General features: G+C 61.1%; 26 protein-coding genes. 13 read left to right on the top strand and 13 right to left on the bottom strand.

Translation table 11 applies throughout. The annotated features are described in order from the left end of the window. Positions 1 to 15: 15 nt before the first annotated feature. The 6 genes from V8J81_RS08505 to V8J81_RS08530 all read right to left on the bottom strand — a co-directional run bounded on the left by V8J81_RS08505 (position 16) and on the right by V8J81_RS08530 (position 4,250). Positions 16 to 987, bottom strand: a complete 972-nt coding sequence (locus V8J81_RS08505) for a DUF3179 domain-containing protein (protein ID WP_368475320.1) — start codon at positions 985 to 987, stop codon at positions 16 to 18. Between the two features lie 108 nt (positions 988 to 1,095). Continuing rightward, entirely contained in the window at positions 1,096 to 1,719 is a 624-nt protein-coding gene (locus tag V8J81_RS08510; protein WP_368475321.1) for a peptidylprolyl isomerase, read from the bottom strand. After that, a complete protein-coding gene (locus tag V8J81_RS08515) occupies positions 1,712 to 2,212 on the bottom strand; it encodes a peptidylprolyl isomerase (protein WP_368475322.1) in 501 nt (166 codons plus the stop codon). The genes V8J81_RS08510 and V8J81_RS08515 overlap by 8 nt, the downstream gene beginning before the upstream one ends. A gap of 32 nt (positions 2,213 to 2,244) precedes the next feature. Continuing rightward, positions 2,245 to 2,739 carry a pantetheine-phosphate adenylyltransferase gene (coaD, locus tag V8J81_RS08520; protein ID WP_368475323.1) on the bottom strand — a complete coding sequence of 165 codons (495 nt, stop codon included), beginning with the start codon at positions 2,737 to 2,739 and terminating at the stop codon, positions 2,245 to 2,247. Positions 2,740 to 2,829: 90 nt separating this feature from the next. Continuing rightward, complete coding sequence (locus V8J81_RS08525; protein WP_368475324.1) at positions 2,830 to 3,264, bottom strand: CBS domain-containing protein; 435 nt, start codon at positions 3,262 to 3,264, stop codon at positions 2,830 to 2,832. A gap of 92 nt (positions 3,265 to 3,356) precedes the next feature. Then, the gene (locus V8J81_RS08530) at positions 3,357 to 4,250 is read right to left on the bottom strand and encodes a LysR family transcriptional regulator (RefSeq protein ID WP_368475325.1); all 894 of its coding nucleotides are present in this window, start codon (positions 4,248 to 4,250) and stop codon (positions 3,357 to 3,359) included. A gap of 102 nt (positions 4,251 to 4,352) precedes the next feature. Between V8J81_RS08530 and V8J81_RS08535 the strand changes: the two genes are divergently transcribed. Both V8J81_RS08535 and V8J81_RS08540 read left to right on the top strand, forming a co-directional pair. Continuing rightward, a complete protein-coding gene (locus V8J81_RS08535) occupies positions 4,353 to 5,852 on the top strand; it encodes a CoA-acylating methylmalonate-semialdehyde dehydrogenase (protein WP_368475326.1) in 1,500 nt (499 codons plus the stop codon). A 66-nt stretch (positions 5,853 to 5,918) separates the two neighbouring features. After that, complete coding sequence (locus V8J81_RS08540; RefSeq protein ID WP_368475327.1) at positions 5,919 to 6,350, top strand: hypothetical protein; 432 nt, start codon at positions 5,919 to 5,921, stop codon at positions 6,348 to 6,350. Here V8J81_RS08540 and V8J81_RS08545 read toward each other — a convergent pair. The 4 genes from V8J81_RS08545 to V8J81_RS08560 all read right to left on the bottom strand — a co-directional run bounded on the left by V8J81_RS08545 (position 6,347) and on the right by V8J81_RS08560 (position 8,832). Then, a complete protein-coding gene (locus V8J81_RS08545) occupies positions 6,347 to 7,138 on the bottom strand; it encodes an EF-hand domain-containing protein (protein WP_368475328.1) in 792 nt (263 codons plus the stop codon). The genes V8J81_RS08540 and V8J81_RS08545 overlap by 4 nt on opposite strands. 204 nt (positions 7,139 to 7,342) lie before the next feature. Next, positions 7,343 to 7,516, bottom strand: coding sequence for a hypothetical protein (locus V8J81_RS08550; protein WP_368475329.1), 174 nt, complete (start codon positions 7,514 to 7,516; stop codon positions 7,343 to 7,345). A 103-nt stretch (positions 7,517 to 7,619) separates the two neighbouring features. Then, on the bottom strand, positions 7,620 to 8,198 hold the full coding sequence (locus tag V8J81_RS08555; protein WP_368475330.1) for a hypothetical protein: 579 nt from the start codon (positions 8,196 to 8,198) through the stop codon (positions 7,620 to 7,622). A gap of 58 nt (positions 8,199 to 8,256) precedes the next feature. Next, positions 8,257 to 8,832: a hypothetical protein gene (locus V8J81_RS08560; RefSeq protein ID WP_368475331.1), complete on the bottom strand. Its 576-nt coding sequence runs from the start codon at positions 8,830 to 8,832 to the stop codon at positions 8,257 to 8,259. 193 nt (positions 8,833 to 9,025) lie between these two features. Between V8J81_RS08560 and V8J81_RS08565 the strand changes: the two genes are divergently transcribed. The 5 genes from V8J81_RS08565 (at position 9,026) to mmsB (ending at position 13,857) form a co-directional block, all read left to right on the top strand. Further along, positions 9,026 to 10,162 carry a carboxylate-amine ligase gene (locus tag V8J81_RS08565; RefSeq protein WP_368475332.1) on the top strand — a complete coding sequence of 379 codons (1,137 nt, stop codon included), beginning with the start codon at positions 9,026 to 9,028 and terminating at the stop codon, positions 10,160 to 10,162. A 78-nt stretch (positions 10,163 to 10,240) separates the two neighbouring features. After that, the gene (locus V8J81_RS08570; RefSeq protein WP_368475333.1) at positions 10,241 to 10,459 is read left to right on the top strand and encodes a hypothetical protein; all 219 of its coding nucleotides are present in this window, start codon (positions 10,241 to 10,243) and stop codon (positions 10,457 to 10,459) included. A 5-nt stretch (positions 10,460 to 10,464) separates the two neighbouring features. Continuing rightward, complete coding sequence (locus V8J81_RS08575) at positions 10,465 to 11,610, top strand: acyl-CoA dehydrogenase family protein (protein WP_368475334.1); 1,146 nt, start codon at positions 10,465 to 10,467, stop codon at positions 11,608 to 11,610. 349 nt (positions 11,611 to 11,959) lie between these two features. Then, positions 11,960 to 13,000, top strand: coding sequence for an enoyl-CoA hydratase/isomerase family protein (locus V8J81_RS08580; RefSeq protein WP_368475335.1), 1,041 nt, complete (start codon positions 11,960 to 11,962; stop codon positions 12,998 to 13,000). Next, positions 12,997 to 13,857, top strand: coding sequence for a 3-hydroxyisobutyrate dehydrogenase (mmsB, locus tag V8J81_RS08585; RefSeq protein WP_368475336.1), 861 nt, complete (start codon positions 12,997 to 12,999; stop codon positions 13,855 to 13,857). Before V8J81_RS08580 ends, mmsB begins: the two co-directional genes overlap by 4 nt. 88 nt (positions 13,858 to 13,945) lie before the next feature. Here the strand turns inward: mmsB and V8J81_RS08590 are convergent, their stop codons facing one another. Continuing rightward, positions 13,946 to 14,290: an antibiotic biosynthesis monooxygenase family protein gene (locus tag V8J81_RS08590; protein ID WP_368475337.1), complete on the bottom strand. Its 345-nt coding sequence runs from the start codon at positions 14,288 to 14,290 to the stop codon at positions 13,946 to 13,948. Then, positions 14,287 to 14,610: an NIPSNAP family protein gene (locus V8J81_RS08595; protein ID WP_368475338.1), complete on the bottom strand. Its 324-nt coding sequence runs from the start codon at positions 14,608 to 14,610 to the stop codon at positions 14,287 to 14,289. The genes V8J81_RS08590 and V8J81_RS08595 overlap by 4 nt, the downstream gene beginning before the upstream one ends. Before the next feature lie 71 nt (positions 14,611 to 14,681). Here V8J81_RS08595 and V8J81_RS08600 point away from each other — a divergent pair, with 71 nt between their 5' ends. Continuing rightward, a complete protein-coding gene (locus V8J81_RS08600) occupies positions 14,682 to 15,350 on the top strand; it encodes an ArsR/SmtB family transcription factor (RefSeq protein WP_368475339.1) in 669 nt (222 codons plus the stop codon). A 231-nt stretch (positions 15,351 to 15,581) separates the two neighbouring features. Here the strand turns inward: V8J81_RS08600 and V8J81_RS08605 are convergent, their stop codons facing one another. Then, entirely contained in the window at positions 15,582 to 16,097 is a 516-nt protein-coding gene (locus V8J81_RS08605) for an SRPBCC domain-containing protein (protein ID WP_368475340.1), read from the bottom strand. A 218-nt stretch (positions 16,098 to 16,315) separates the two neighbouring features. On the opposite strand from V8J81_RS08605, the gene V8J81_RS08610 reads away from it, so the two are divergent. The 5 genes from V8J81_RS08610 (at position 16,316) to V8J81_RS08630 (ending at position 19,089) form a co-directional block, all read left to right on the top strand. Then, complete coding sequence (locus tag V8J81_RS08610) at positions 16,316 to 16,726, top strand: DUF2852 domain-containing protein (protein ID WP_368475341.1); 411 nt, start codon at positions 16,316 to 16,318, stop codon at positions 16,724 to 16,726. 84 nt (positions 16,727 to 16,810) lie between these two features. Continuing rightward, entirely contained in the window at positions 16,811 to 17,242 is a 432-nt protein-coding gene (locus V8J81_RS08615; RefSeq protein ID WP_368475342.1) for a DUF2852 domain-containing protein, read from the top strand. Between the two features lie 99 nt (positions 17,243 to 17,341). Beyond that, entirely contained in the window at positions 17,342 to 17,773 is a 432-nt protein-coding gene (locus V8J81_RS08620) for an RDD family protein (RefSeq protein ID WP_368475343.1), read from the top strand. A gap of 89 nt (positions 17,774 to 17,862) precedes the next feature. Beyond that, on the top strand, positions 17,863 to 18,684 hold the full coding sequence (locus V8J81_RS08625; protein WP_368475344.1) for an arginyltransferase: 822 nt from the start codon (positions 17,863 to 17,865) through the stop codon (positions 18,682 to 18,684). Next, positions 18,685 to 19,089, top strand: a complete 405-nt coding sequence (locus V8J81_RS08630) for a VOC family protein (protein ID WP_368475345.1) — start codon at positions 18,685 to 18,687, stop codon at positions 19,087 to 19,089. Positions 19,090 to 19,146 lie beyond the last annotated feature (57 nt).

The raw sequence follows: 19,146 nt of genomic DNA on the forward strand, positions 1-19,146 counted from the left end.
AGGCGGCGCAATCCCCTAGTGCGCCAGCATCCATGTTCCGTCCGGCCAAAACGCGTGGAACGCAAAGGCGAAGATCACGTCATGGGGCACATCCTGCCCCGACGCATTCCTTACCCGGATCTGGCCCACATCCCGGCCTTGCGCGATCTGCGGCGCGTCGAGGGCGGAGGCCGCACCCGCGGCCCAGGTGATCGTCACACCTGCCTCCGTCACCGCACCCTCCCGCGCCAGACGCTCCAAGGTCCATGCCCGGTCGCCTATACGGACGACCCGCGCCAGCGGACTGATGCCGTGGGGAGGTTCTTCCCCGGAATAAAGGAACGGCCAGCCTGAGGTGTCGTAGCCAACATAAGGGTTGCGCCCATACGCCCGTCCGTACCCACGCGGCTCGGCCATGACGATGCCGTCGGGGTAAGCGGCGCGGAAGCTCTCCCAGCTTTCAAGCCAGCCCGGCAATTCGCGCAACTCGGTGCCAGCGTGAACACCCACGATCCCCTCACCCACAGCCTGTTGCCACCAGCTTTCTGTCTCACGGTCATACATGATCATGTCGGAATGGCGCAGGTTGCCCGAAACACCGAAGCTCAGCACCTGACCTTCCACCTCACGGGCGAAGACCATCGCCGAATTGCACAATGGGCAATAGGTCACCGCAAACGGGAAGCCTCCAACCTCATCATTCACGATTTCATGCCAAGTGAGGTAGCGCAGTGGGTAAGCGCGCGCGGCGGTGCCTTCGAAGGCCACGGTCAGGACGGGCTCAGCCGGATCGAGGCCACGTTCCCGCGAAGCGGCAATCATGCGCGGGCCGTCGATGGCTGGAATGCCGTCGCGTGGCACCCCGCCTGAGCGGACCTCGCTCAGGTCAATTGTGGCGGTGCCGAAATCGGTGTTGGGCCAATCGGCGGTTGGGTCGATGCCCTGCGCCATCGCGGCCCCGCCAAGCCAAAGCCAGACCGTCAAAAGCGTCGCAAAAGTCCGTCGCATGTCCCCTCCACAAAAAATGGGCGCCCCGTTACCGGTACGCCCATCCATCTTGTCGATCCGTAAGCAGGCTGCACAGCCCACCTCACGCAGAGTTGCGGGGGTGAGAGGCTATTCCAGCTCCACCTCTTCATCCTCTTCCGGCGGCGGTGCGACCGGATCATCATCGCGCACCCGTAGGGCGGTCATGCGGTCCGGCTCACCCACAACGGCGCCGTTCCGGCCCCGCCCCCGGCGGATCAGGTCCACGATGTCCATACCTTCCACGACCTGGCCCACGATGGTGTAGCCGCCGTCTAGATGGGGCGCAGGCGCGAACATGATGAAGAATTGGCTGTTGGCGGAGTTGGGATCGTTCGACCGTGCCATACCGATCATGCCACGCTCAAACGATATATCGTCCGAGAATTCTGCAGGCAGATCAGGGTATTGCGACCCACCCCGCCCGGCATAGCGCATGTCCTGGCCGAGCCGTCCGAACTCCACATCACCGGTCTGCGCCATGAAGCCGTCAATCACCCGGTGAAACACCACGTCGTCGTAAGCCCCTTCGCCCGCAAGCGTGGTGATCCGCTCTACATGCAAGGGCGCTGACTCTTCGAAGAGGTCGATGATGATTGTGCCTTGCGCTTCACCATCCACGTCAATCTCAAGCCCCGTGGCCCCGACCGGCCCCACAGCCAAAGCTGCGAGGACAGCCGCAGGCCGGAGGAGGGCCAGACCCGCCTTACGCATCGGCAGCCACCTTGACCGAGATCATCGTGTCAGGCTCCGCAGGCGGCTCGCCCCGGGTGATCGCGTCCACATGCTCCATCCCGTCAATGACGTTGCCGTAAACGGTGTATTGGCCGTTCAGGAAATCATTGTCCTTGAAGTTGATGAAGAACTGGCTGTTGGCCGAGTTCGGGTTCGACGAGCGCGCTGCGCCGAGTGAACCGCGCGCGTGCGGGATGCGCGAGAATTCCGCCGGAAGATCAGGCTTGTCCGAACCGCCCGTGCCCGCCATGCGCAGGTTGGAGGCATCTTTGCCGTGCTGCACATCGCCCGTTTGCGCCATGAAGCCGTCGATCACACGGTGAAAGACTACGCCGTCATACGCGCCTTCGCGGGCCAGTTCCTTCATGCGCTCTACATGCTTTGGTGCGACATCGGGCAGAAGCTCGATGGTGACGGTGCCGCCCTTCAGTTCCATCAGGATCGTGTTTTCGGGATCTTTGATATCGGCCAATGTGGCTCTCCTTATGTCAATTCCAGCCCGCTTTAACGCGGGAATTTCTCTTGCAGCGCGGCGTTCACGGGTGACGTCACGAATTGCGACACGTCCCCGCCCAACCGCGCGATTTCCTTCACCAGTTTTGAGGCGATGGCTTGATGTTCGGCCTCCGCCATCAGGAAGACCGTCGTCACAGACGCGTCCAGTTTCCGGTTCATCCCAACCATTTGGTATTCATATTCAAAGTCGGCAACCGCGCGCAGGCCACGGATGATGAATTCCGCCCCCACATCACGGGCGCAATCGATCAACAGGTTCTCAAAGGGATGGGCAACAATCTCGGTCCCGAAGGCTTCGGTCATTGCGGCGCATTCGGCCTCCACCATCGCGACACGTTCTTCCAGCGAGAACAGGGGACCCTTATCGCGATTGATCGCAACGCCGATGACCAGTTTGTCGACCAATTTGCAGGCCCGTTTGATGATATCAACGTGCCCCAAGGTGATCGGGTCAAAAGTGCCGGGATAAAGGCCTGTGCGCATGGGATCCCTCCGCCGTCTTTCCGGGCGGCACGGGAACACGATTGCGGCCCGGTTTGCAACCGGATCGCTGGCAACGATCAGATGAGGGCATCAAAAGCCCTTGATCATGCCTTCCAGCGCTTCTTTTTCCATGGCCAGTTCAGCAAGCTGCGCCTTCACCACATCGCCGATCGAGATCAGGCCGACCATCTGGTTGCCTTCCATCACCGGCATATGGCGGAACCGTCCTTGGGTCATTTTACCCAACACACTGTCGACCGTTTCATCCCTCGTGGCTGAGATGATCTTGGAGGTCATCAGGCTATCGACCGGATCCGCAAGGCAGCCCGGCCCATTGGCGCCGATTGCGCGCACGATATCGCGCTCCGACAAGATACCCGCCATCTGCTTTCCATCAAAGGACACAACGACCGCGCCGATCTTGCGGCTCGAAAGCGTCTTGGCCGCCTCACCCACACTCGATCCAGGCGCTACGGAAACGACGCCATCGTCGGATTTGTCCTTGAGGATTTGTTGAACGAGCATCGGGTGCCTCCTTGTTTGGTCGCGCTTCCCTGTGGCCAAGCGTGGGTCCGAAGGCTGCAATCTGTCAAGTTTTCTGGTGGAAACCTGTGGCTTTAGGCTGCGGCCAGCCCCTCAAGCCGGGCGATTTCGCGCTGCACGCCCTCGCTCAACAACGCCCCAATCCGGTCAAGCCGCGCATCGGTCTGGCCCTTGTGGCGCACCAGCCAGAAGGTGCGGGTAAGCGTGATCTCATTGGGCAAGATCCGTTGCAATTCCGGCGCTGTGGGCAGGGCGAAGTCGTGCACCACAGCAAGGCCACCGCCCGCCCGCGCCAATTGAAGCTGCACCGAGATCGAGGTGGAAGCGAGTGGCACCCGTGTGATCCCGAGCGCGCCAAGGTAGTCGAGTTCGGCGTCAAAGATCATGTCCGGGATATAGCCGATCATCCGCGCACCCTTCAGCGCGGCCCGGTCAGCAGGCGCGCCATGCTTTGCCAACCAGTCCCGGGATGCGGCCAGAGACAAGCGATAATTGCTCAGCCTTTCGGCTTGCAGGCGGGCTGTATCGGGCTTTGAGACGGTGATCGCGAAATCGGCCTCGCGCCGCGACAGGTTCACCACTCGCGGCAGGGCCACGATCTGCAGGTCGAGGTCGGGGTGCTGTTCGCTGATGTCAGCGCAGACCTGCGGCAACAGGTAGGTCGCGCAGCCGTCAGGCGCGCCGATGCGGATGGGGCCGGAGAGTGTTTCGCCCGCCCCAGACAACGCGCCCATGCCCCGGCCAAGCGCGGCCTCGGCCTCCTCTGCGTGGATCAAAAGGCGCTGGCCCGCCTCAGTCAAGCGGTAGCCCTGTGGCGATTTAAGGAACAGGGGTGCGCCAGCCGCCTCCTCCAGCCGCGCGATGCGGCGCGCGATAGTAGCCGGGTCCAGCCGCAGGGCAGACTTCGCCGCAGTCAGGCTTTCGGCCCGCGCAGTGGCGAGGAATACGCGCAAATCATCCCAGTTCATTCTTGTATTTCCGCAAAATGACCCTGCGAACCTGTCGCTTTTCCCGGCGGAAATGCAAGGCTATTGTCCGCGCGAAAGATTTTCGCGCTTGGGAGAGAGCATATGGAACAGATAGGTCACTGGATTAACGGCAAACACGTCGCGGGCACGTCCGGGCGCACAGCGGATGTCTGGAACCCGGCCACGGGAGAGGTGCAGGCGAAGGTGGCCTTGGCCTCCAAGGCCGAACTCGACGCTGCTGTTGCCGACGCCGCCGCCGCACAACCCGCCTGGGCCGCCACCAACCCCCAGCGCCGCGCGCGGGTGATGATGAAGTTCGTGAGCCTCCTGCAGCGCGACATGGACAAGCTCGCCGAAGCGCTGTCGCGCGAGCACGGCAAGACAATCCCAGACGCCAAGGGTGACGTGCAGCGCGGCCTCGAAGTTGTCGAATTCTGCATCGGCGCGCCGCACATGCTGAAGGGCGAATTCACCGACAGCGCGGGGCCCGGCATCGACATGTACTCGTTGCGCCAGCCCGTTGGCGTGGCTGCCGGCATTACGCCCTTCAACTTCCCCGCCATGATCCCGATGTGGAAGATGGCCCCTGCCCTTGTTTGTGGCAACGCCTTCATCCTCAAACCTTCCGAACGTGACCCCTCAGTGCCTTTGATGCTGGCCGAATTGATGCAGGAAGCGGGCTTGCCCGATGGCCTTCTACAGGTCGTTAATGGCGACAAGGAAAGTGTTGACGCGATCCTCGACAATGAGACGATTTCAGGCATCGGCTTTGTCGGCTCCACCCCAATCGCGGCCTATATCTACGAGCGTGGCTGCGCCAACGGGAAGCGCGTGCAGTGCTTTGGCGGCGCGAAGAACCACATGATCATCATGCCTGACGCGGACCTCGACCAAGCCGCCGACGCGCTTGTCGGTGCAGGCTACGGTGCAGCGGGTGAGCGCTGCATGGCGATCTCGGTCGCCGTGCCGGTGGGTGAGGAAACCGCGGATCGCCTGATCGAGAAACTGGTGCCAAAGATCGAAGCGCTGAAAGTCGGTCCCTACACATCCGGCGACGATGTCGATTACGGCCCCGTCGTGACCCCGATGGCCAAGGAAAACATCCAGCGCCTCGTGCAATCGGGCGTTGATGCGGGCGCGGAACTGGTTGTTGATGGCCGTGATTTCTCGCTCCAGGGCTACGAGGATGGCTTCTTCGTTGGCCCGCACCTCTTCGACCGCGTGACCCCGGATATGGAGATCTACCAGAAGGAGATCTTCGGCCCGGTCCTGTCGACCGTCCGCGCGGGGTCTTATGAAGAGGCGCTGAAACTCGCCATGGACCACGAGTACGGCAACGGCACCGCCATCTTCACCCGCGATGGCGACGCGGCCCGCGATTTCGCCAACCGTGTCAACGTGGGCATGGTGGGTATCAACGTGCCGATCCCGGTGCCGCTGGCCTACCACACGTTTGGCGGCTGGAAGAAATCGGTCTTCGGCGACTTGAACCAGCACGGCCCGGACGCCTTCCGTTTCTACACGCGCACCAAGACCGTCACATCACGCTGGCCTTCGGGCATCAAGGAAGGCGGGGAATTCACCATACCCGTGATGGAGTAACCCCGATAGAACGTCGATGGCGGCCCAATCTCGGGCCGTCATCTGTAACAACACCGAAAAAATCCGATGCCCCTATCCTACGAAATTGACGCCAAACGCCGTCTTGTGCTGGTCGAATATTGGGGCCGTGCCGGGATCGACGAAAGCGCCGAGATGTTCGGAAAATACGCGGCTGATCCAAATTTCGCGCCGGGTCAAATCCATCTGTTCGACCTGCGTCGCGTGACGGAGGTTGAACAGAACTTCCCTAAATTCATGCAGTTTCAGGCTGAGGCCGCAAGCGCGGTTGCGCCAGAGGCGATGCCGTCGATGCTGGTCTATTACAGCCCGACAGAGCTTGCCCGCCGCATGGCCGAGATGGTCCGCAAAAGCTGGGACGGGCTCGACGGCCCCACCCTCGCGATCATCGAGGATGAGGCTGAGGCGTTGGCCGTGGCCGGGTGCACCGAGAAAAGCTTTGACGAACTCAAACGCACCTTGGCCAGCGATCCGGCCTAGCGGTTGAGATATTCCAACAAACTGACAGTGCCGGAGCGATCCGCGTCATAGGCCGCCAATTCGGCCCGCCCTTCCGTGTTTAGGTTGCAGGTATCCGCAAGGCCGCGGATCTCCTCAGCCTCGAACTGCGCCAAGCAGGCCGCGGACAGTCGGGCCATCTCGTGCTCTTCGAGCGTTCCGTATTCAAGCGCCCAGTATAGTTCCACCGCAACTATTTCATCGACCGTCAAAAGACCGTTTTCATCGATATCCGCATGCAAGAAATCGTCGGCCCAGTCGCGGATGTTCACGGCCTCAAACTCCGCGTAGGAAACATCGGCGGATGCGTCGACATCGGCGCGGTTGAGTTGAAATTCAGAATAGGCGGCAAGCGTGCACGGCTCACCCTGTTCAGCACAATCCGGGTCGGCCTCCCGATCTTCGGCCAAGAACGTCTCAACCTCGGGCAAAGTGATGCGGCCGTCGCCGTTTTCGTCAACTTCGGCGAAGAAAATGCGAATCTCGGCATTGGCCTGAGCGGGCGCTTGGGCTGAAAGAACATAGACGCTGGCCAAGGCAAGGATCGGCAGCGCGAAGGCAAAGGCGCGCAAAGCGCGCGTGTAAGTGGATCTGAGCATGATGGGCTCTCCGGTATTGGGTTGCGGTTGACCGCGCCCTTCCACCTCACCCTCGATCAGGCTGCGCACCATCTCGGACATCGACCGCCCTTTGCCATCGCTGACCCGCACAAGAGCGCTCTTCAACTCGGGCGACAGGCGGATTTCGATGCTTTCGGTCTTCTTCGACATGTGGTGGCCTCCGGTGATCTGCAGGCAGGTGGATGGGATCGGTGCCGCAAGGCTGTGCCCATCATGCGGATCAATATAGGCCCGTTCGCGCCCTGACGGGACAAGTTTCGTGTCCGGACACGTTGTTTTATTGGCGCCCGGGCAAAAAAAGACCCCCGGAACGGGTCCGGGGGCTAGTCCAACAGGGAGGGAGGGTCGTAAGGGTTAGCGCGTGGTCGCAAGCAAAAGGCGGGTCGCCGTGCGATCATGGAAATCGCCGTCGGGGCTGGTGTTCGCGACAACCTGCGACGCGCCGGACTGTGGTGCGTCAGCATTGGCAGCAGCGCCGAATACAAACGAGCCAAGGACGGCGATGGTCAGGATGGAGCGGATCAACATGAGACAGGACCTTTCGTGTAACTTGCCCCCAAACTAACCCCTGCCCCCAAGTCGCGCGATTGCGGAAAACCCTACGTTTGCAAGGTCTGAGGGCAGGAAAACCTTACACCGTCTCCACCGCCGCATTCAGGCGGAACTGAGCCTGACCGGCCCCGTTCGCGTGCCCAATGCGCGCCCGCAGCGACGTGGCCGGGTGGCCCGCCTGCAAGGCAGCGCCTGAAATGACCGAGGCGATCAAGGCCGCCAAAGTCTGGCCCGGAAACTGGGAAGTGTCTGCCGTCGCGGTGCCCTGATAGGTCTGACCGTCCACCTCAATATCGGCCTGTGCAAAGTCGTCCACGACAGACCGGACACGCCAGATTGTTCGCACGGGGTCTGCGCCATCAATGGTAAAGCGCACCCCGAAGATCAGCCCGCTTTCGGCATTGATCATCTCTGTAATGGCCCGCGAGCCAAACAGCGCGCGCACATCCGGCCCGGAATTGGGCGTGTAACTTATCCCACCACTGTTGTTCGCGCCGTTTTGCGGGATCAACGTATACGAGCCCTGATCGATAATGCTTTGATCCGGCGCCCTAAGAATGACGCGAGAGACGCGCTGCGCGGTGGCTTGCGAGAAGGCGGGCGTTGCCATGAGCGCAGGCGCAGCCAGCGCGCCCAGAAGAAGTGTACGGCGATCCATGGGTTGGGGTCCTTTCATCGTAAATGGGCCTGCACGAAGCAGGCCCGCAGGGTCTTTCTCAGGAAGCTCGAACGGTCACGTCCAGGCCGAAATCTGCGCCCGACGGCGTGGCGCGCGTGCCGATCAGGGCCTGCAACTGCCCCGAAGTAGAGCCGCGGAAAACCGCGCCTGCAGACATCGCCGCCACAATCATCGCAGCCAGGCCAGCGCCCGCATCCTGATCGCCGCCCACCAGGGCCGAGACGTCTGCCGACAATCCGCCGTCCACGCTGAATTCTGCTGTCGCACCGCCCGCGGTCGCGTTGTTTAGCGTCCAGCGAGTCACGTAGCTGTCCAGCCCGTTATGGCCCTCATAATGAATGCCGATCCGGTTGCCTGCGCCTGCCGCCATAATGCGGCTGACGGCATTGGCGCCGAACTGCGCCTGCACGCTGGGGCCATTGGTGAAATCCATCGTCAAGCGGCCATTCCCGGCTGCTCCGAAGCCAGGGATCGTGAAGCTGCCGGTAGAGGAGAAGCCCGGGGCCTCCAACAGCGCCGAGCCGCTGGAGGCCGCAGCGGCAGGAAAGCTGGACAGGGTCAACAGGGCTGGTGCGGCCAGTAGCGAAGAGGAAATAAAAGCACGGCGGTTCATCGGTAAAAGTCCTTAAGTATCAAGTTTCGTCAGATGCCCCGGAAGCGGGGGAACGCCCCTTGATTGCCGCAAATGATCACGCCGCGCGATTGCGGAAAACCGGAACGACGGAAATTACCGGGTACTGCGTGAGGGGCGCTTTTGCTTGCCATACGTCCCCACGCGCCGCACCCTTCCTTTAGGGAGGCGCAATATGGCTCAACACTTCGCCGATGATCACTTCACCCTCGGCATCGAAGAGGAATATTTGCTGGTCAACAGCGAAACCTATGATCTGGCCGAAGCGCCGCCGGGATTGATGGAGGCCTGTACTGACAAACTCGAAGGCCAGGTCAGCCCGGAATTCCTGAAATGCCAGATCGAGGTCGGGACCGGCATCTGCCCCACCATCGCCGACGCCCGCGCGGACCTGAAACGCCTGCGCGGCACGGTGGCAGAGTGCGCCGCGAAGTTCGGCCTCGCGCCCATCGCCGTGTCGTGCCACCCGTTTGCCGATTGGAAGGACCAGAAGAACACCGACCGCGACCGCTACAACCAGCTCGCACGCGATCTGGGCGGTGTGGTGGAGCGGATGCTGATCTGCGGTGCCCATTGCCATGTGGGCCTGCCCGATGAAGACTTGCGCATCGACGTGATGCGGCAGCTCACCTACTTCCTGCCGCACCTCTTGGCGCTCTCGACCTCCTCGCCCTTCTGGCAGGGCCGCGATACGGGGCTGGCGAGTTACCGACTGACGGTGTTCGACAATCTGCCCCGCACCGGCCTGCCACCCAATTTCGGGTCATTCGGCGAGTATAGCCGCACGGTGGACGTGCTGATTGACCTCGGCCTTATCGAGGACACGTCGAAAATCTGGTGGGATTTGCGGCCTTCTGCCAACTTCCCCACGGTGGAGACGCGCATTTGCGATGTCTCACCCCGGCTGGAGGATCAACTGGCCCTGTCCGCGCTCATCCAATGTCTTGTGCGGATGCTCTGCCGCCTGCGGGGCCTAAACCAACGTTGGCGCGTCTATGACCGCTTCCTCGTCAACGAAAACCGCTGGCGCGCGCAGCGATATGGTGTGGCGGAGGGCCTGATCGACTTTGGCGCAGGCGCGGTTGTGCCCATGCGCGAATTGGTCGATGAGTTGATAACGCTCACGGAAGAAGACGCCGACGCCTTGGGATGCGCCGCCGAACTGGAACGCCTGCGCGATATGGCGGTCGAGACCAGCGCAGACCGGCAGCGCAAGGTCCTGAACGGCACGCTCGATGCTGGGGGCGACCGGGGGGCTGCGATGCGATCCGTCGTAGAGCATCTGGTGGATGAATTTCACGCAGATTTATAGCAAGGCAGACGCTTGCAACATTGCTGCAAGACTCGTTAATTAAACGAGCGTTCAATTATTATGGGTGGGGACATTGCAATGAGCGAAGGACAAGTCGCGTTGGTCGCATTTGGCGGTGCCGCCGTGTTGTTGTTCTGGAACCTGACGAACAAAGCGTATGCGAAGGCCTATTTGGATTGGCTTTCGATGCGCGATCCGTTCGGGTGGACACTCTGGCGCGACCATACATTGAGGCACGTGAGCCCATTTCTTTTCGTGTTCTGTGTTTTCTTGGTGGGTCAGGTAATTCAAGGATAGAAATCATGGATTTTGCACTCAGCGAAGAGGCCAATGCCATCTACGACATGGCCCGCGCCTTCGGCGAGGCCGAGATCGCCCCCCATGCGCAAACCTGGGAGCGCGACGGCACGATCCCGAAAGAGCTGTGGCCAAAGTTGGCGGAATTGGGCCTCGCGGGCCTTTACGTATCCGAGGAAAACGGCGGCTCGGGGCTGTCGCGTTTGGAAGCAACGCTGGTGTTCGAGGCGCTGTCGGAATCCTGCGCCTCGGTCGCGGCGTTTCTGTCGATCCACAACATGTGCGCCAAGATGATCGAGAGCTTCGGCTCGGACGATCTGCGCGCGCGCTATCTTCCTGCGGCGCTGAGCATGGACAAGATCTTTTCCTATTGCCTGACCGAGCCGGGGTCTGGATCTGACGCAGCGGCGCTGAAGACCCGCGCCGAGCGGACGAATGAGAGATACAGGCTGAGCGGCACAAAGGCCTTCATCTCGGGCGGCGGCTATTCGGATGCGTACATCGTGATGTGCCGGACGGGTGAGGATGGGCCCCGAGGGATTTCCGCCATGGTCGTGGATAACGGGTCAGACGGGCTGTCCTTTGGTGGGCTGGAAGACAAGATGGGCTGGCGCTCGCAGCCCACGCGGCAGGTGCAGTTGGATGATTGCGCCGTGCCTGCGGGCAACTTGTTGGGCGAGGAAGGCAAAGGGTTTCGCTACGCCATGGCGGGGCTGGATGGCGGGCGGCTCAACATCGCGGCCTGCTCGCTCGGCGCCGCAGCAGCCGGTTTGCGCGCGACACTGGCCTACATGGGCGAGCGCAAAGCGTTCGGGCAAAGCATCGACCAGTTTCAGGCCCTGCAATTCCGACTGGCCGACATGGAGATCGAGCTGGACGCCGCCCGCGTGTTCCTGCGGCAAGCGGCGTGGAAACTCGACACGGGCGCGCCCGACGCGACGAAGGCCTGCGCGATGGCAAAGAAGTTCTGCACCGAGGCCGGATCACGGATCGCGGACCAATGCCTGCAACTGCATGGCGGCTACGGATATCTCGCCGATTACGGGATCGAGAAAATCGTGCGGGACTTGCGGGTGCATCAGATCCTCGAGGGCACCAACGAGATCATGCGCATGATCGTGGCGCGCCAGATGTTGGCAGATCGGGGATGATCTGGCTTCGCGTTATGACGCCGCTTCACACATGGCATCAGAAACAAATGCTTCGCTGTCTGGAACGCGGAGACAGAACCTTTATGCGGTTTGGCCTCAAGCTAGTTGGCTTATTTTTTGCATGTGCGGGCGTTCTGTTTGCATTGGATATAGCTTTGATTGCAAACAACGTACCAATCAGAGGAATGGCTTCTTCGCTTAGCGGCTTGGTGCTCGTACTGCTATTTTTCCTACTTTTCTCATGGACAGTCAGGTTTTGGGATCAATTCAGTGATGGCATTATGGGTAATGTCCAACGCGCGGAAAAGCTTCGGGAATTGAGCGAGCGTTTTGGGGAAGAGAAACACTAATGAGCGACGACATTCATATCCGCATCGAGGGGTGTGCCGGACGGATCACGCTGAACCGGCCCAAGGCGCTGAATGCGGTGACCTATGCGATGTGCCTTGAAATCGAAAAGGCGCTGGATGCCTGGGCCGAGGATGATCGGGTCAAGCTTCTGTTGATTGACGCGATGGGCGAGCGCGCCTTCTCAGCCGGCGGCGACATTCAGGAGATGTATGACACGGGTATGGCGGGGGATTTCGACTATGGGCGCAAGTTCTGGGCGGATGAATACCGGATGAACGCCAAGATGTTCCACTTTCCCAAGCCGGTTGTGACGTTCTTGCAAGGGTTCACGATGGGTGGCGGGGTTGGCGTGGGGTGCCATGGCTCGCACCGGATCGTATCCGAGTCGAGCCAGATCGCCATGCCCGAATGCGGCATCGGGCTGGTGCCGGATGTGGGCGGCACGTTGCTGCTGGCCCGCGCGCCGGGACGGTTGGGCGAATATCTAGGCGTGACGGCTGCGCGGATGGGTCCGGGCGACGCGATCCATGCGGAGTTTGCGGATTACTACGTGCCCGAGGCCGGTTGGGACGCTTTGAAGGTCGAGTTGATTGAAACAGGTGATTGGGAGGCCGTGGACCGCGTTGCGCAGGAGGCTCCGGAGAGCCCGTTGAAGACCGCGCAACCGGTACTTGACCGGCTATTCTCCGGTGAGACGCTGCGCGATGTAGTCTCAGATCTGGCCAATAGCGATGCCGAGGAAGCGCGGGAGGCCATGAAGCTCATGGCGCGGAACTCTCCGCTGGCGATGGCCTGTGCGATTGAGCTGGTGCACCGGGCGCGCGGGGCGGATGACATCGCGATTTCGCTACGCAATGAATACCGGTTCACCGCGCGGTCGATGGAGCACGGCGATTTTCTGGAAGGCATTCGCGCGGCGATTATCGACAAGGACCGCACGCCGAAATGGCGGCATGAGGGGCCGCTTGCCGTCGCAGCGGTGGACGTCGCGAATATGCTGCGCCCGTTAGGCGTGGATGAGTGGAGGATTGGCGCATGAAGATCGGGTTCATCGGACTGGGAAATATGGGTGCGCCAATGGCCGCCAACCTTGCGGAGGCGGGCCATGAGGTCGTGGGCTTTGACACGGCAGAGGGTGTGGGCACGTCGGCCTCGGCGGCGGAAGCGGCATCGGGCGCAGATGTGGTCATCACGATGCTGCCCAATGGCGCGATCCTGCGGGCGGTGGCTTCTGAGGTGATCCCGGCGATGCGTCCGGGCGCAGTTTTTGTGGATTGCTCGACGGTTGAGGTCGATGCGGCGCGTGAGGTTGCTGCGCAGGCGGACGCGGCGGGGCTGGGATGGCTGGATGCGCCTGTCTCGGGCGGTGTTGGCGGCGCGGCTGCAGGGACTTTGACGTTCATGGTGGGCGGTGGTGAAGCGGCGTTTGAGACCGTGACGCCCTTGTTCGACATCATGGGGCAGAAGGCCGTTCTGTGCGGGCCTGCGGGCAATGGACAGGCGGCGAAGATCTGCAACAACATGATCCTGGGCGTTACGATGATTGCAACGTGTGAGGCCTTTGCGATGGCCGACAAGTTGGGATTGTCGCGGCAGAGCATGTTCGATGTCGTCTCCACATCGAGCGGATATTCATGGACGATGAATGCCTATTGCCCGGCGCCGGGGGTTGGCCCGGTCAGCCCAGCCGACAACGACTATCAACCGGGCTTTGCGGCGGAACTGATGCTGAAAGATCTGGACCTCAGCCAAGCCGCGGCGGCAGCTGCGGATGCGGATACACCGATGGGTCAGGCGGCGCTGAAGCTCTACCGGCAGTTCGTGGAGGACGAAGACGGGATGGGGCGGGATTTCTCGGCCATGTTGCCCCGGTTCGAGAGGCGCCAGCGAGAATGATTGGGGTTTTGTGCAAGCTTGCACAACATACCTATCAATCTGAAACCAAAGAAGAAACCGACCTCTGTTAACTTTTGATTAACCACGATCATCCGTGCAAGGTGCGGCTATCCTCCGGAGCTTCATCGCGGTCGAACATCCCATAATCGCGGATCACGCCCGCGATCCGAAGGCGGTAATCATCGAAGATTCCACGCCTGCCCTTCGCCTGAGCGCCGCGATGGGCCGCGAGCGTGCGCCAGCGGGCGACGGCCTCTTCATCCTCGAAAAATGAAAGCGATAGGATTTTGGTCGGGTCCATCAGGCTTTGGAACCGCTCGACGGAGATGAAGCCTTCGACCTCATCAACCATCGGGCGCATCTCGGACGCCAGGTCAAAATACTCGGCCTTACGTTCTTCCTTGGGATGAAATTCGAAGATGACGGCGATCATGAGGGCGCTCCGTGGGGGTCTGATACACGCTTTAACCACGTTCTGTCCTCACGCAGAAGAAAGCGTTCGGCTTGCGCAAACTCATAGTTCTCACGCCCCAATGGGTCCGCCGCCAGCCGTTCGCGGTAGGCTTCGTAGGCTGCGAGGTTTTCAATGTTGTAAATGCCGTAGGCCAAGGTGGAGGAACCTTCGTGGGGCGCGTAGTAGCCCACGAGATCAGCGCCACAGCGCGGGATCGCCTGCCCCCAGTTTTGCGCATATCGGGCGAACGCAGCCTTTTTCGTCGGGTCGATCTGGTAGCGGATGATGCATGTCAGCATGGTGTCTCCTGTCTTTTGCTGCCCCTTGCTACCCGATGGACGCACGCCGATGCTTCGATTACGGTCGAACTATGAAAGATGGACCAGACATTGCCCGCATCGCCGCGCTGATCGGAGACCCTGCCCGCGCCAACATGCTGACCGCGTTGATGAGTGGCAAAGCCCTGACCGCGACAGAGCTGGCACGTGAGGCCGGTGTGACGGCGCAGACGGCCTCAAGCCATTTGGGCAAATTGCACGGCGGTGGGCTGATCGAGGAACGGCGACAGGGGCGGCACAAATACGTGTCGCTGGCCAATGACGATGTGGGCCGGGTGTTGGAAGCGTTGATGGGCGTGGCCGCAGGTGCGGGACATCTGCGCAGCCGAACGGGGCCGCGCGATGATGCGCTGCGGCAGGCGCGGGTTTGCTACAACCATTTGGCAGGCCATCGCGGCACGCAGATGTATGATGGATTGATCGCCGGCGGACATCTGGTGAATGGGGTGCTGACGGACAAGGGCGCGGCATTGGTCACTGGTCTTGGGGTCGATCTGGAGGCCCTTAGCGCACAGCGCGCACCGCTGTGTCGGGACTGCCTCGATTGGAGTGAGCGGCGCGCCCATCTTGCGGGATCGCTTGGACGGGCATTGTTGGCGCGTTTCATTGAAATGGATTGGGCGCGCCGCAACGCACACAGCCGCGCCGTTCACTTCACACCGAAGGGTGTGGCGGGGTTTGAGGCCGCGTTCTGCGGCTGATTCCCAGCCCGTAATGTGGTCGCGCAAGAAAATTATAGCATGGGGTGCTGAATTGTGGCATATATGTCCACGACACTCCAAGATATGTCCGCGTTTCCGGTTCCGGACCCAGCATATTGAAGGTGCACCTCGTACATGCTGCCGGAGCCTTCGGGCACCCCGTGTCAGAGACCGCCCTGTGGCTCGCGCAGGGCGGTTTTCTGTGAGGGGCTGAGTATCGAGGCGGCGCAGTTATTCCGCAGCGGTGGATTGCCTGAGCATGGCCAGGAATTGATCCAACCTGCTGTATGACGCCTCCATGCCAGAGGGCATATCCTGCATCAGCACAAGTTCACGCGTCGCGGCATCTGGGTAGACGATGCGGGTCGTGACCCGTGTGCCGCCATCCAGCACGTCTTCGAATTTGACGGCGTTTCGGGTCTGATCGCCCATCTCCCCCCCGCCATCGCCGAGGTGGAAACTTTGCGTGTCGACCATAACGCGCAGCGGCTTTACCTGTTGATAGACGCCTTTAATCCCCAGCACATCGCCGGTTTCGGGGTTGCGCCAGGACCATTCATAAGACCCGCCCCGCCGTGCATCGACATGACAATGCCGCATCTGCCAGCCATTCGGGCCAAGCAACCAGTGTTTGAGATGAGTCGCATCGGTGAAGGCCTGCCACACATGCACACGCGGTGCTGCGAAATCCCGGGTCACGATGAGCGTGTCCACCCCTTCGCGTTTCACATTCAATGGCTTTTGCACATTATACCTCATCGACCAATGCAGGTGGGCGTTTCTGCCCTATCGCGCGACTTTAGACCTCGCATCGCTAGCATTTGGTTAATGGCTCGACAGGTGGAAAATCAGCGAAATGTAAAAAAGATTTACTTTACCTCTTGCCAGCGCGATGCGGCCTCCCATATGAGTTAATGTGATTAACATTTACATTCACGGCAACACAAAACCCAAGGAGACAGAGCATGACCACGACAACCGCCCCCGCCCTTCCCGCCGAGGCCCAGGGCTGGTTCCGCAAGGCGGAAAATTGGCTTGATGACCGCGGCAAAGGCGCATGGATCGCCGCCATGGTCTTGGGCTTCATCTTTTTCTGGCCGATCGGTCTTGCCCTTCTGGCCTACATGATCTGGAGCAAACGCATGTTCAACGGAAGCTGTTCGTCCCGCCGGTCCCAAGGGGGCCACAAGTTCCGCACCTCTGGCAACAGCGCCTTTGACGCTTACAAGGCCGACACGTTGCGCCGCCTGGAAGATGAGCAGGAGGCATTCGAGAGCTTCCTGAACCGTCTGCGCGAGGCCAAGGACAAGCAGGAATTCGACCAGTTCATGGAAGACCGCAAGAAAAATGCGGACGGTGAAGACGCCGCTGCATGATAGACTGGCTGGGCCTGCACGCGATGTGGGCCCGGCCTTTTCGCAACCCCAAGCGCCCCTGCCGCGCGACCAAGGACAGTTGATATGACACAAGGAAGCTCGCCCAACCACGCCCGCATCCCGACCTCGGTTCAGGTCTTTTCGATCATCCTGTATGCGGGTTTCGCGATTTCCGTGTCGATCACGGCCATGGCAATGTTTGGCCTTGTGGGCCTGGCGCTGGCTGCCCTCTTCGCCTGGCAATGGGGCCGCATCCCGGCGGTGAGCGGACGCTTCGCGTTGGAAACCGGCGTGGCCGCCCTGCGCCCCGATGTGCCGTCTGAGGCGCCGTCTTCGGGCAATAGCAGTTTTGACGCCTACCGCGCGACGCTTTTGGACCGGCTGGAGAAGGAGCAATCCCAGTTCGATGGCTTCCTCGACCGTCTGCGCGACGCCAAGGACAAGCACGAGTTTGACCAATTCATGGATGACCGCGCCCGCGACCAGCGCCGCACAATCACCACCGCTGAGGCCTGAAGCCCCCCGCAGGCCCCAGCCCCTTCCCCCGTGCCTGTCCATCCCTTCGGGCACGGGGCCCTCTTTTCAATTGCTTCGAAAGCCCCCATGTCCACGACCATGACTAATCTGCCCGATCCCTCGTACGATGCCGCCTACTACGATGGCGTTCTGCCCAAGCGTTTCTTTGCATGGGTCATCGACGCAGCCCTGATTTTCGCCGCGATGATCCTGCTGAGCATTTTCACCGCCGGGATCGCGTTCGTGCTGTGGATCCCCGTTCATGCGGTGCTGTCGTTCTTCTATCGCTGGACCACGATCAAGAACCGCTCGGCCACCTTCGGGATGCGCGTGATGAACATCGAGCTGCGCAATCGCGACGGCCAGCAGCTAAGCGATAAGGAGGCCGCGCTGCACACTTTGGTCTTCCTCGCCGGGGCCATGATCCTGATCGTGCAACTCATCTCCATCGCCATGATGATCGGGCGACCTTTGAACCGTGGACTGGCCGATGAGATCACCGGCGCAGTGATGCTGAACCGCCCGGCCTGAGCGCCCCCTGCGGTAACGACGTTTGAGAATTCAGTTGCGGGCAAGGGGCTTATCCGGCACCCTGCCCGCAAAACCTTGGATGCTTATCCATGCGCCACACGCTGCCCATTGCGCCGCAATTCTATGTGACGGCCCCACAAGCCTGCCCCTATCTCGACGGACGGCGGGAGCGGAAGCTGTTTACCGCGCTGCAGGGGGATCAGGCCGAGAAGCTCAATAACTCCCTATCAAAGCAAGGCTTTCGCCGCTCTCAGAACGTCCTCTACCGTCCGTCCTGCACCGATTGTGCGGCCTGCCTGTCGGCGCGTATCCGCGTGGCCGACTTCGCGCCCAAACGCGGCCATAAACGCATCGCTAAACGCAATGCCCATCTGCAGCGCAACCCGCGTTCGGCCTGGGCCACGGAAGAGCAATATGCCCTCTTCCGCTCCTACCTTGATGCGCGCCACGCTGATGGCGGCATGGCGGATATGGACGTCTTCGAATTCGCCGCGATGATCGAGGAAACGCCGGTGAAGACCCGCGTGATCGAATACCGCGATCCCAATGCGGAAGAGGATCTTGCCGCCGTCTGCCTTACCGACATCCTCGATGATGGGCTCAGCCTGGTCTATTCCTTCTTCGCGCCAGAGCTGCACAAGAACTCGCTCGGCACTTACATAATCCTCGATCACATCGACCTCGCGCGTGAGGCTGGCCTCCCCTATGTCTACCTCGGCTATTGGGTGCCTGGCAGCGACAAGATGGGTTACAAGGCCAGCTTCCCGGCGCTTGAGGTCTATGTGGGCGGCCAATGGAAAGCCATCGGCAAGCCGGAAGACTACTCGACGCAGACCCATCCCCTTTCGACCGACCCGATTGCGCAACAAGTGGCACAGATCACGCTGCCGGACCTGCGCGGCGACGACTAGATGCACCTGTCCCTGGTGACGCTTATTGTGCCGTCCTACGACGAGGGCATTCGCTTTTTCGTGGATGGCCTCGGTTGGACGCTGACCGCCGACGAAGATCAGGGTCGCAAACGCTGGGTAACGGTCGCACCCGGCGCCCCCTCCTCGGATCTGGGCCTGTCACAGACGCAGATCCTGCTCGCAGTCGCCACATCCCCAACACAGGAAAGCGCTCTTGGACGCCAAACCGGCGACCGCGTGGGGTTCTTCCTTCAAACGGATTGTTTCGACCGCGATGCGGACCGGATCACCACGGCGGGCGGAACCTTCATCGAAACGCCGCGCCATGAACCCTACGGCAAGGTCGCCCAATGGCGCGATCCGTGGGGCAATCTGTGGGACTTGATCGAACCGGCTCGCGCCTGATCCGAGTTTCCTTGTTTCAAAATACCTCGGGGGCCAGCGTCTTTCCCAGTCCTAAAG

Source organism: Gymnodinialimonas sp. 202GB13-11 (genome assembly GCF_040932485.1).
Classification (GTDB): domain Bacteria; phylum Pseudomonadota; class Alphaproteobacteria; order Rhodobacterales; family Rhodobacteraceae; genus Gymnodinialimonas; species Gymnodinialimonas hymeniacidonis.

What these genes read in the sequence shown, in the direction of transcription:
- V8J81_RS08530 (WP_368475325.1), bottom strand. Translation starts at nt 4,250, where the DNA reads ATGAACTGGGATGATTTGCGCGTATTCCTCGCCACTGCGCGGGCCGAA.
- V8J81_RS08550 (WP_368475329.1), bottom strand. Translation starts at nt 7,516, where the DNA reads ATGTTGATCCGCTCCATCCTGACCATCGCCGTCCTTGGCTCGTTTGTA.
- V8J81_RS08535 (WP_368475326.1), top strand. Translation starts at nt 4,353, where the DNA reads ATGGAACAGATAGGTCACTGGATTAACGGCAAACACGTCGCGGGCACG.
- V8J81_RS08580 (WP_368475335.1), top strand. Translation starts at nt 11,960, where the DNA reads ATGAGCGACGACATTCATATCCGCATCGAGGGGTGTGCCGGACGGATC.
- V8J81_RS08595 (WP_368475338.1), bottom strand. Translation starts at nt 14,610, where the DNA reads ATGCTGACATGCATCATCCGCTACCAGATCGACCCGACGAAAAAGGCT.
- V8J81_RS08600 (WP_368475339.1), top strand. Translation starts at nt 14,682, where the DNA reads ATGAAAGATGGACCAGACATTGCCCGCATCGCCGCGCTGATCGGAGAC.
- mmsB (WP_368475336.1), top strand. Translation starts at nt 12,997, where the DNA reads ATGAAGATCGGGTTCATCGGACTGGGAAATATGGGTGCGCCAATGGCC.
- V8J81_RS08610 (WP_368475341.1), top strand. Translation starts at nt 16,316, where the DNA reads ATGACCACGACAACCGCCCCCGCCCTTCCCGCCGAGGCCCAGGGCTGG.
- V8J81_RS08505 (WP_368475320.1), bottom strand. Translation starts at nt 987, where the DNA reads ATGCGACGGACTTTTGCGACGCTTTTGACGGTCTGGCTTTGGCTTGGC.
- V8J81_RS08510 (WP_368475321.1), bottom strand. Translation starts at nt 1,719, where the DNA reads ATGCGTAAGGCGGGTCTGGCCCTCCTCCGGCCTGCGGCTGTCCTCGCA.
- V8J81_RS08630 (WP_368475345.1), top strand. Translation starts at nt 18,685, where the DNA reads ATGCACCTGTCCCTGGTGACGCTTATTGTGCCGTCCTACGACGAGGGC.
- V8J81_RS08620 (WP_368475343.1), top strand. Translation starts at nt 17,342, where the DNA reads ATGACTAATCTGCCCGATCCCTCGTACGATGCCGCCTACTACGATGGC.
- coaD (WP_368475323.1), bottom strand. Translation starts at nt 2,739, where the DNA reads ATGCGCACAGGCCTTTATCCCGGCACTTTTGACCCGATCACCTTGGGG.
- V8J81_RS08545 (WP_368475328.1), bottom strand. Translation starts at nt 7,138, where the DNA reads ATGTCGAAGAAGACCGAAAGCATCGAAATCCGCCTGTCGCCCGAGTTG.
- V8J81_RS08525 (WP_368475324.1), bottom strand. Translation starts at nt 3,264, where the DNA reads ATGCTCGTTCAACAAATCCTCAAGGACAAATCCGACGATGGCGTCGTT.
- V8J81_RS08590 (WP_368475337.1), bottom strand. Translation starts at nt 14,290, where the DNA reads ATGATCGCCGTCATCTTCGAATTTCATCCCAAGGAAGAACGTAAGGCC.
- V8J81_RS08625 (WP_368475344.1), top strand. Translation starts at nt 17,863, where the DNA reads ATGCGCCACACGCTGCCCATTGCGCCGCAATTCTATGTGACGGCCCCA.
- V8J81_RS08555 (WP_368475330.1), bottom strand. Translation starts at nt 8,198, where the DNA reads ATGGATCGCCGTACACTTCTTCTGGGCGCGCTGGCTGCGCCTGCGCTC.
- V8J81_RS08560 (WP_368475331.1), bottom strand. Translation starts at nt 8,832, where the DNA reads ATGAACCGCCGTGCTTTTATTTCCTCTTCGCTACTGGCCGCACCAGCC.
- V8J81_RS08540 (WP_368475327.1), top strand. Translation starts at nt 5,919, where the DNA reads ATGCCCCTATCCTACGAAATTGACGCCAAACGCCGTCTTGTGCTGGTC.
- V8J81_RS08570 (WP_368475333.1), top strand. Translation starts at nt 10,241, where the DNA reads ATGAGCGAAGGACAAGTCGCGTTGGTCGCATTTGGCGGTGCCGCCGTG.
- V8J81_RS08575 (WP_368475334.1), top strand. Translation starts at nt 10,465, where the DNA reads ATGGATTTTGCACTCAGCGAAGAGGCCAATGCCATCTACGACATGGCC.
- V8J81_RS08565 (WP_368475332.1), top strand. Translation starts at nt 9,026, where the DNA reads ATGGCTCAACACTTCGCCGATGATCACTTCACCCTCGGCATCGAAGAG.
- V8J81_RS08615 (WP_368475342.1), top strand. Translation starts at nt 16,811, where the DNA reads ATGACACAAGGAAGCTCGCCCAACCACGCCCGCATCCCGACCTCGGTT.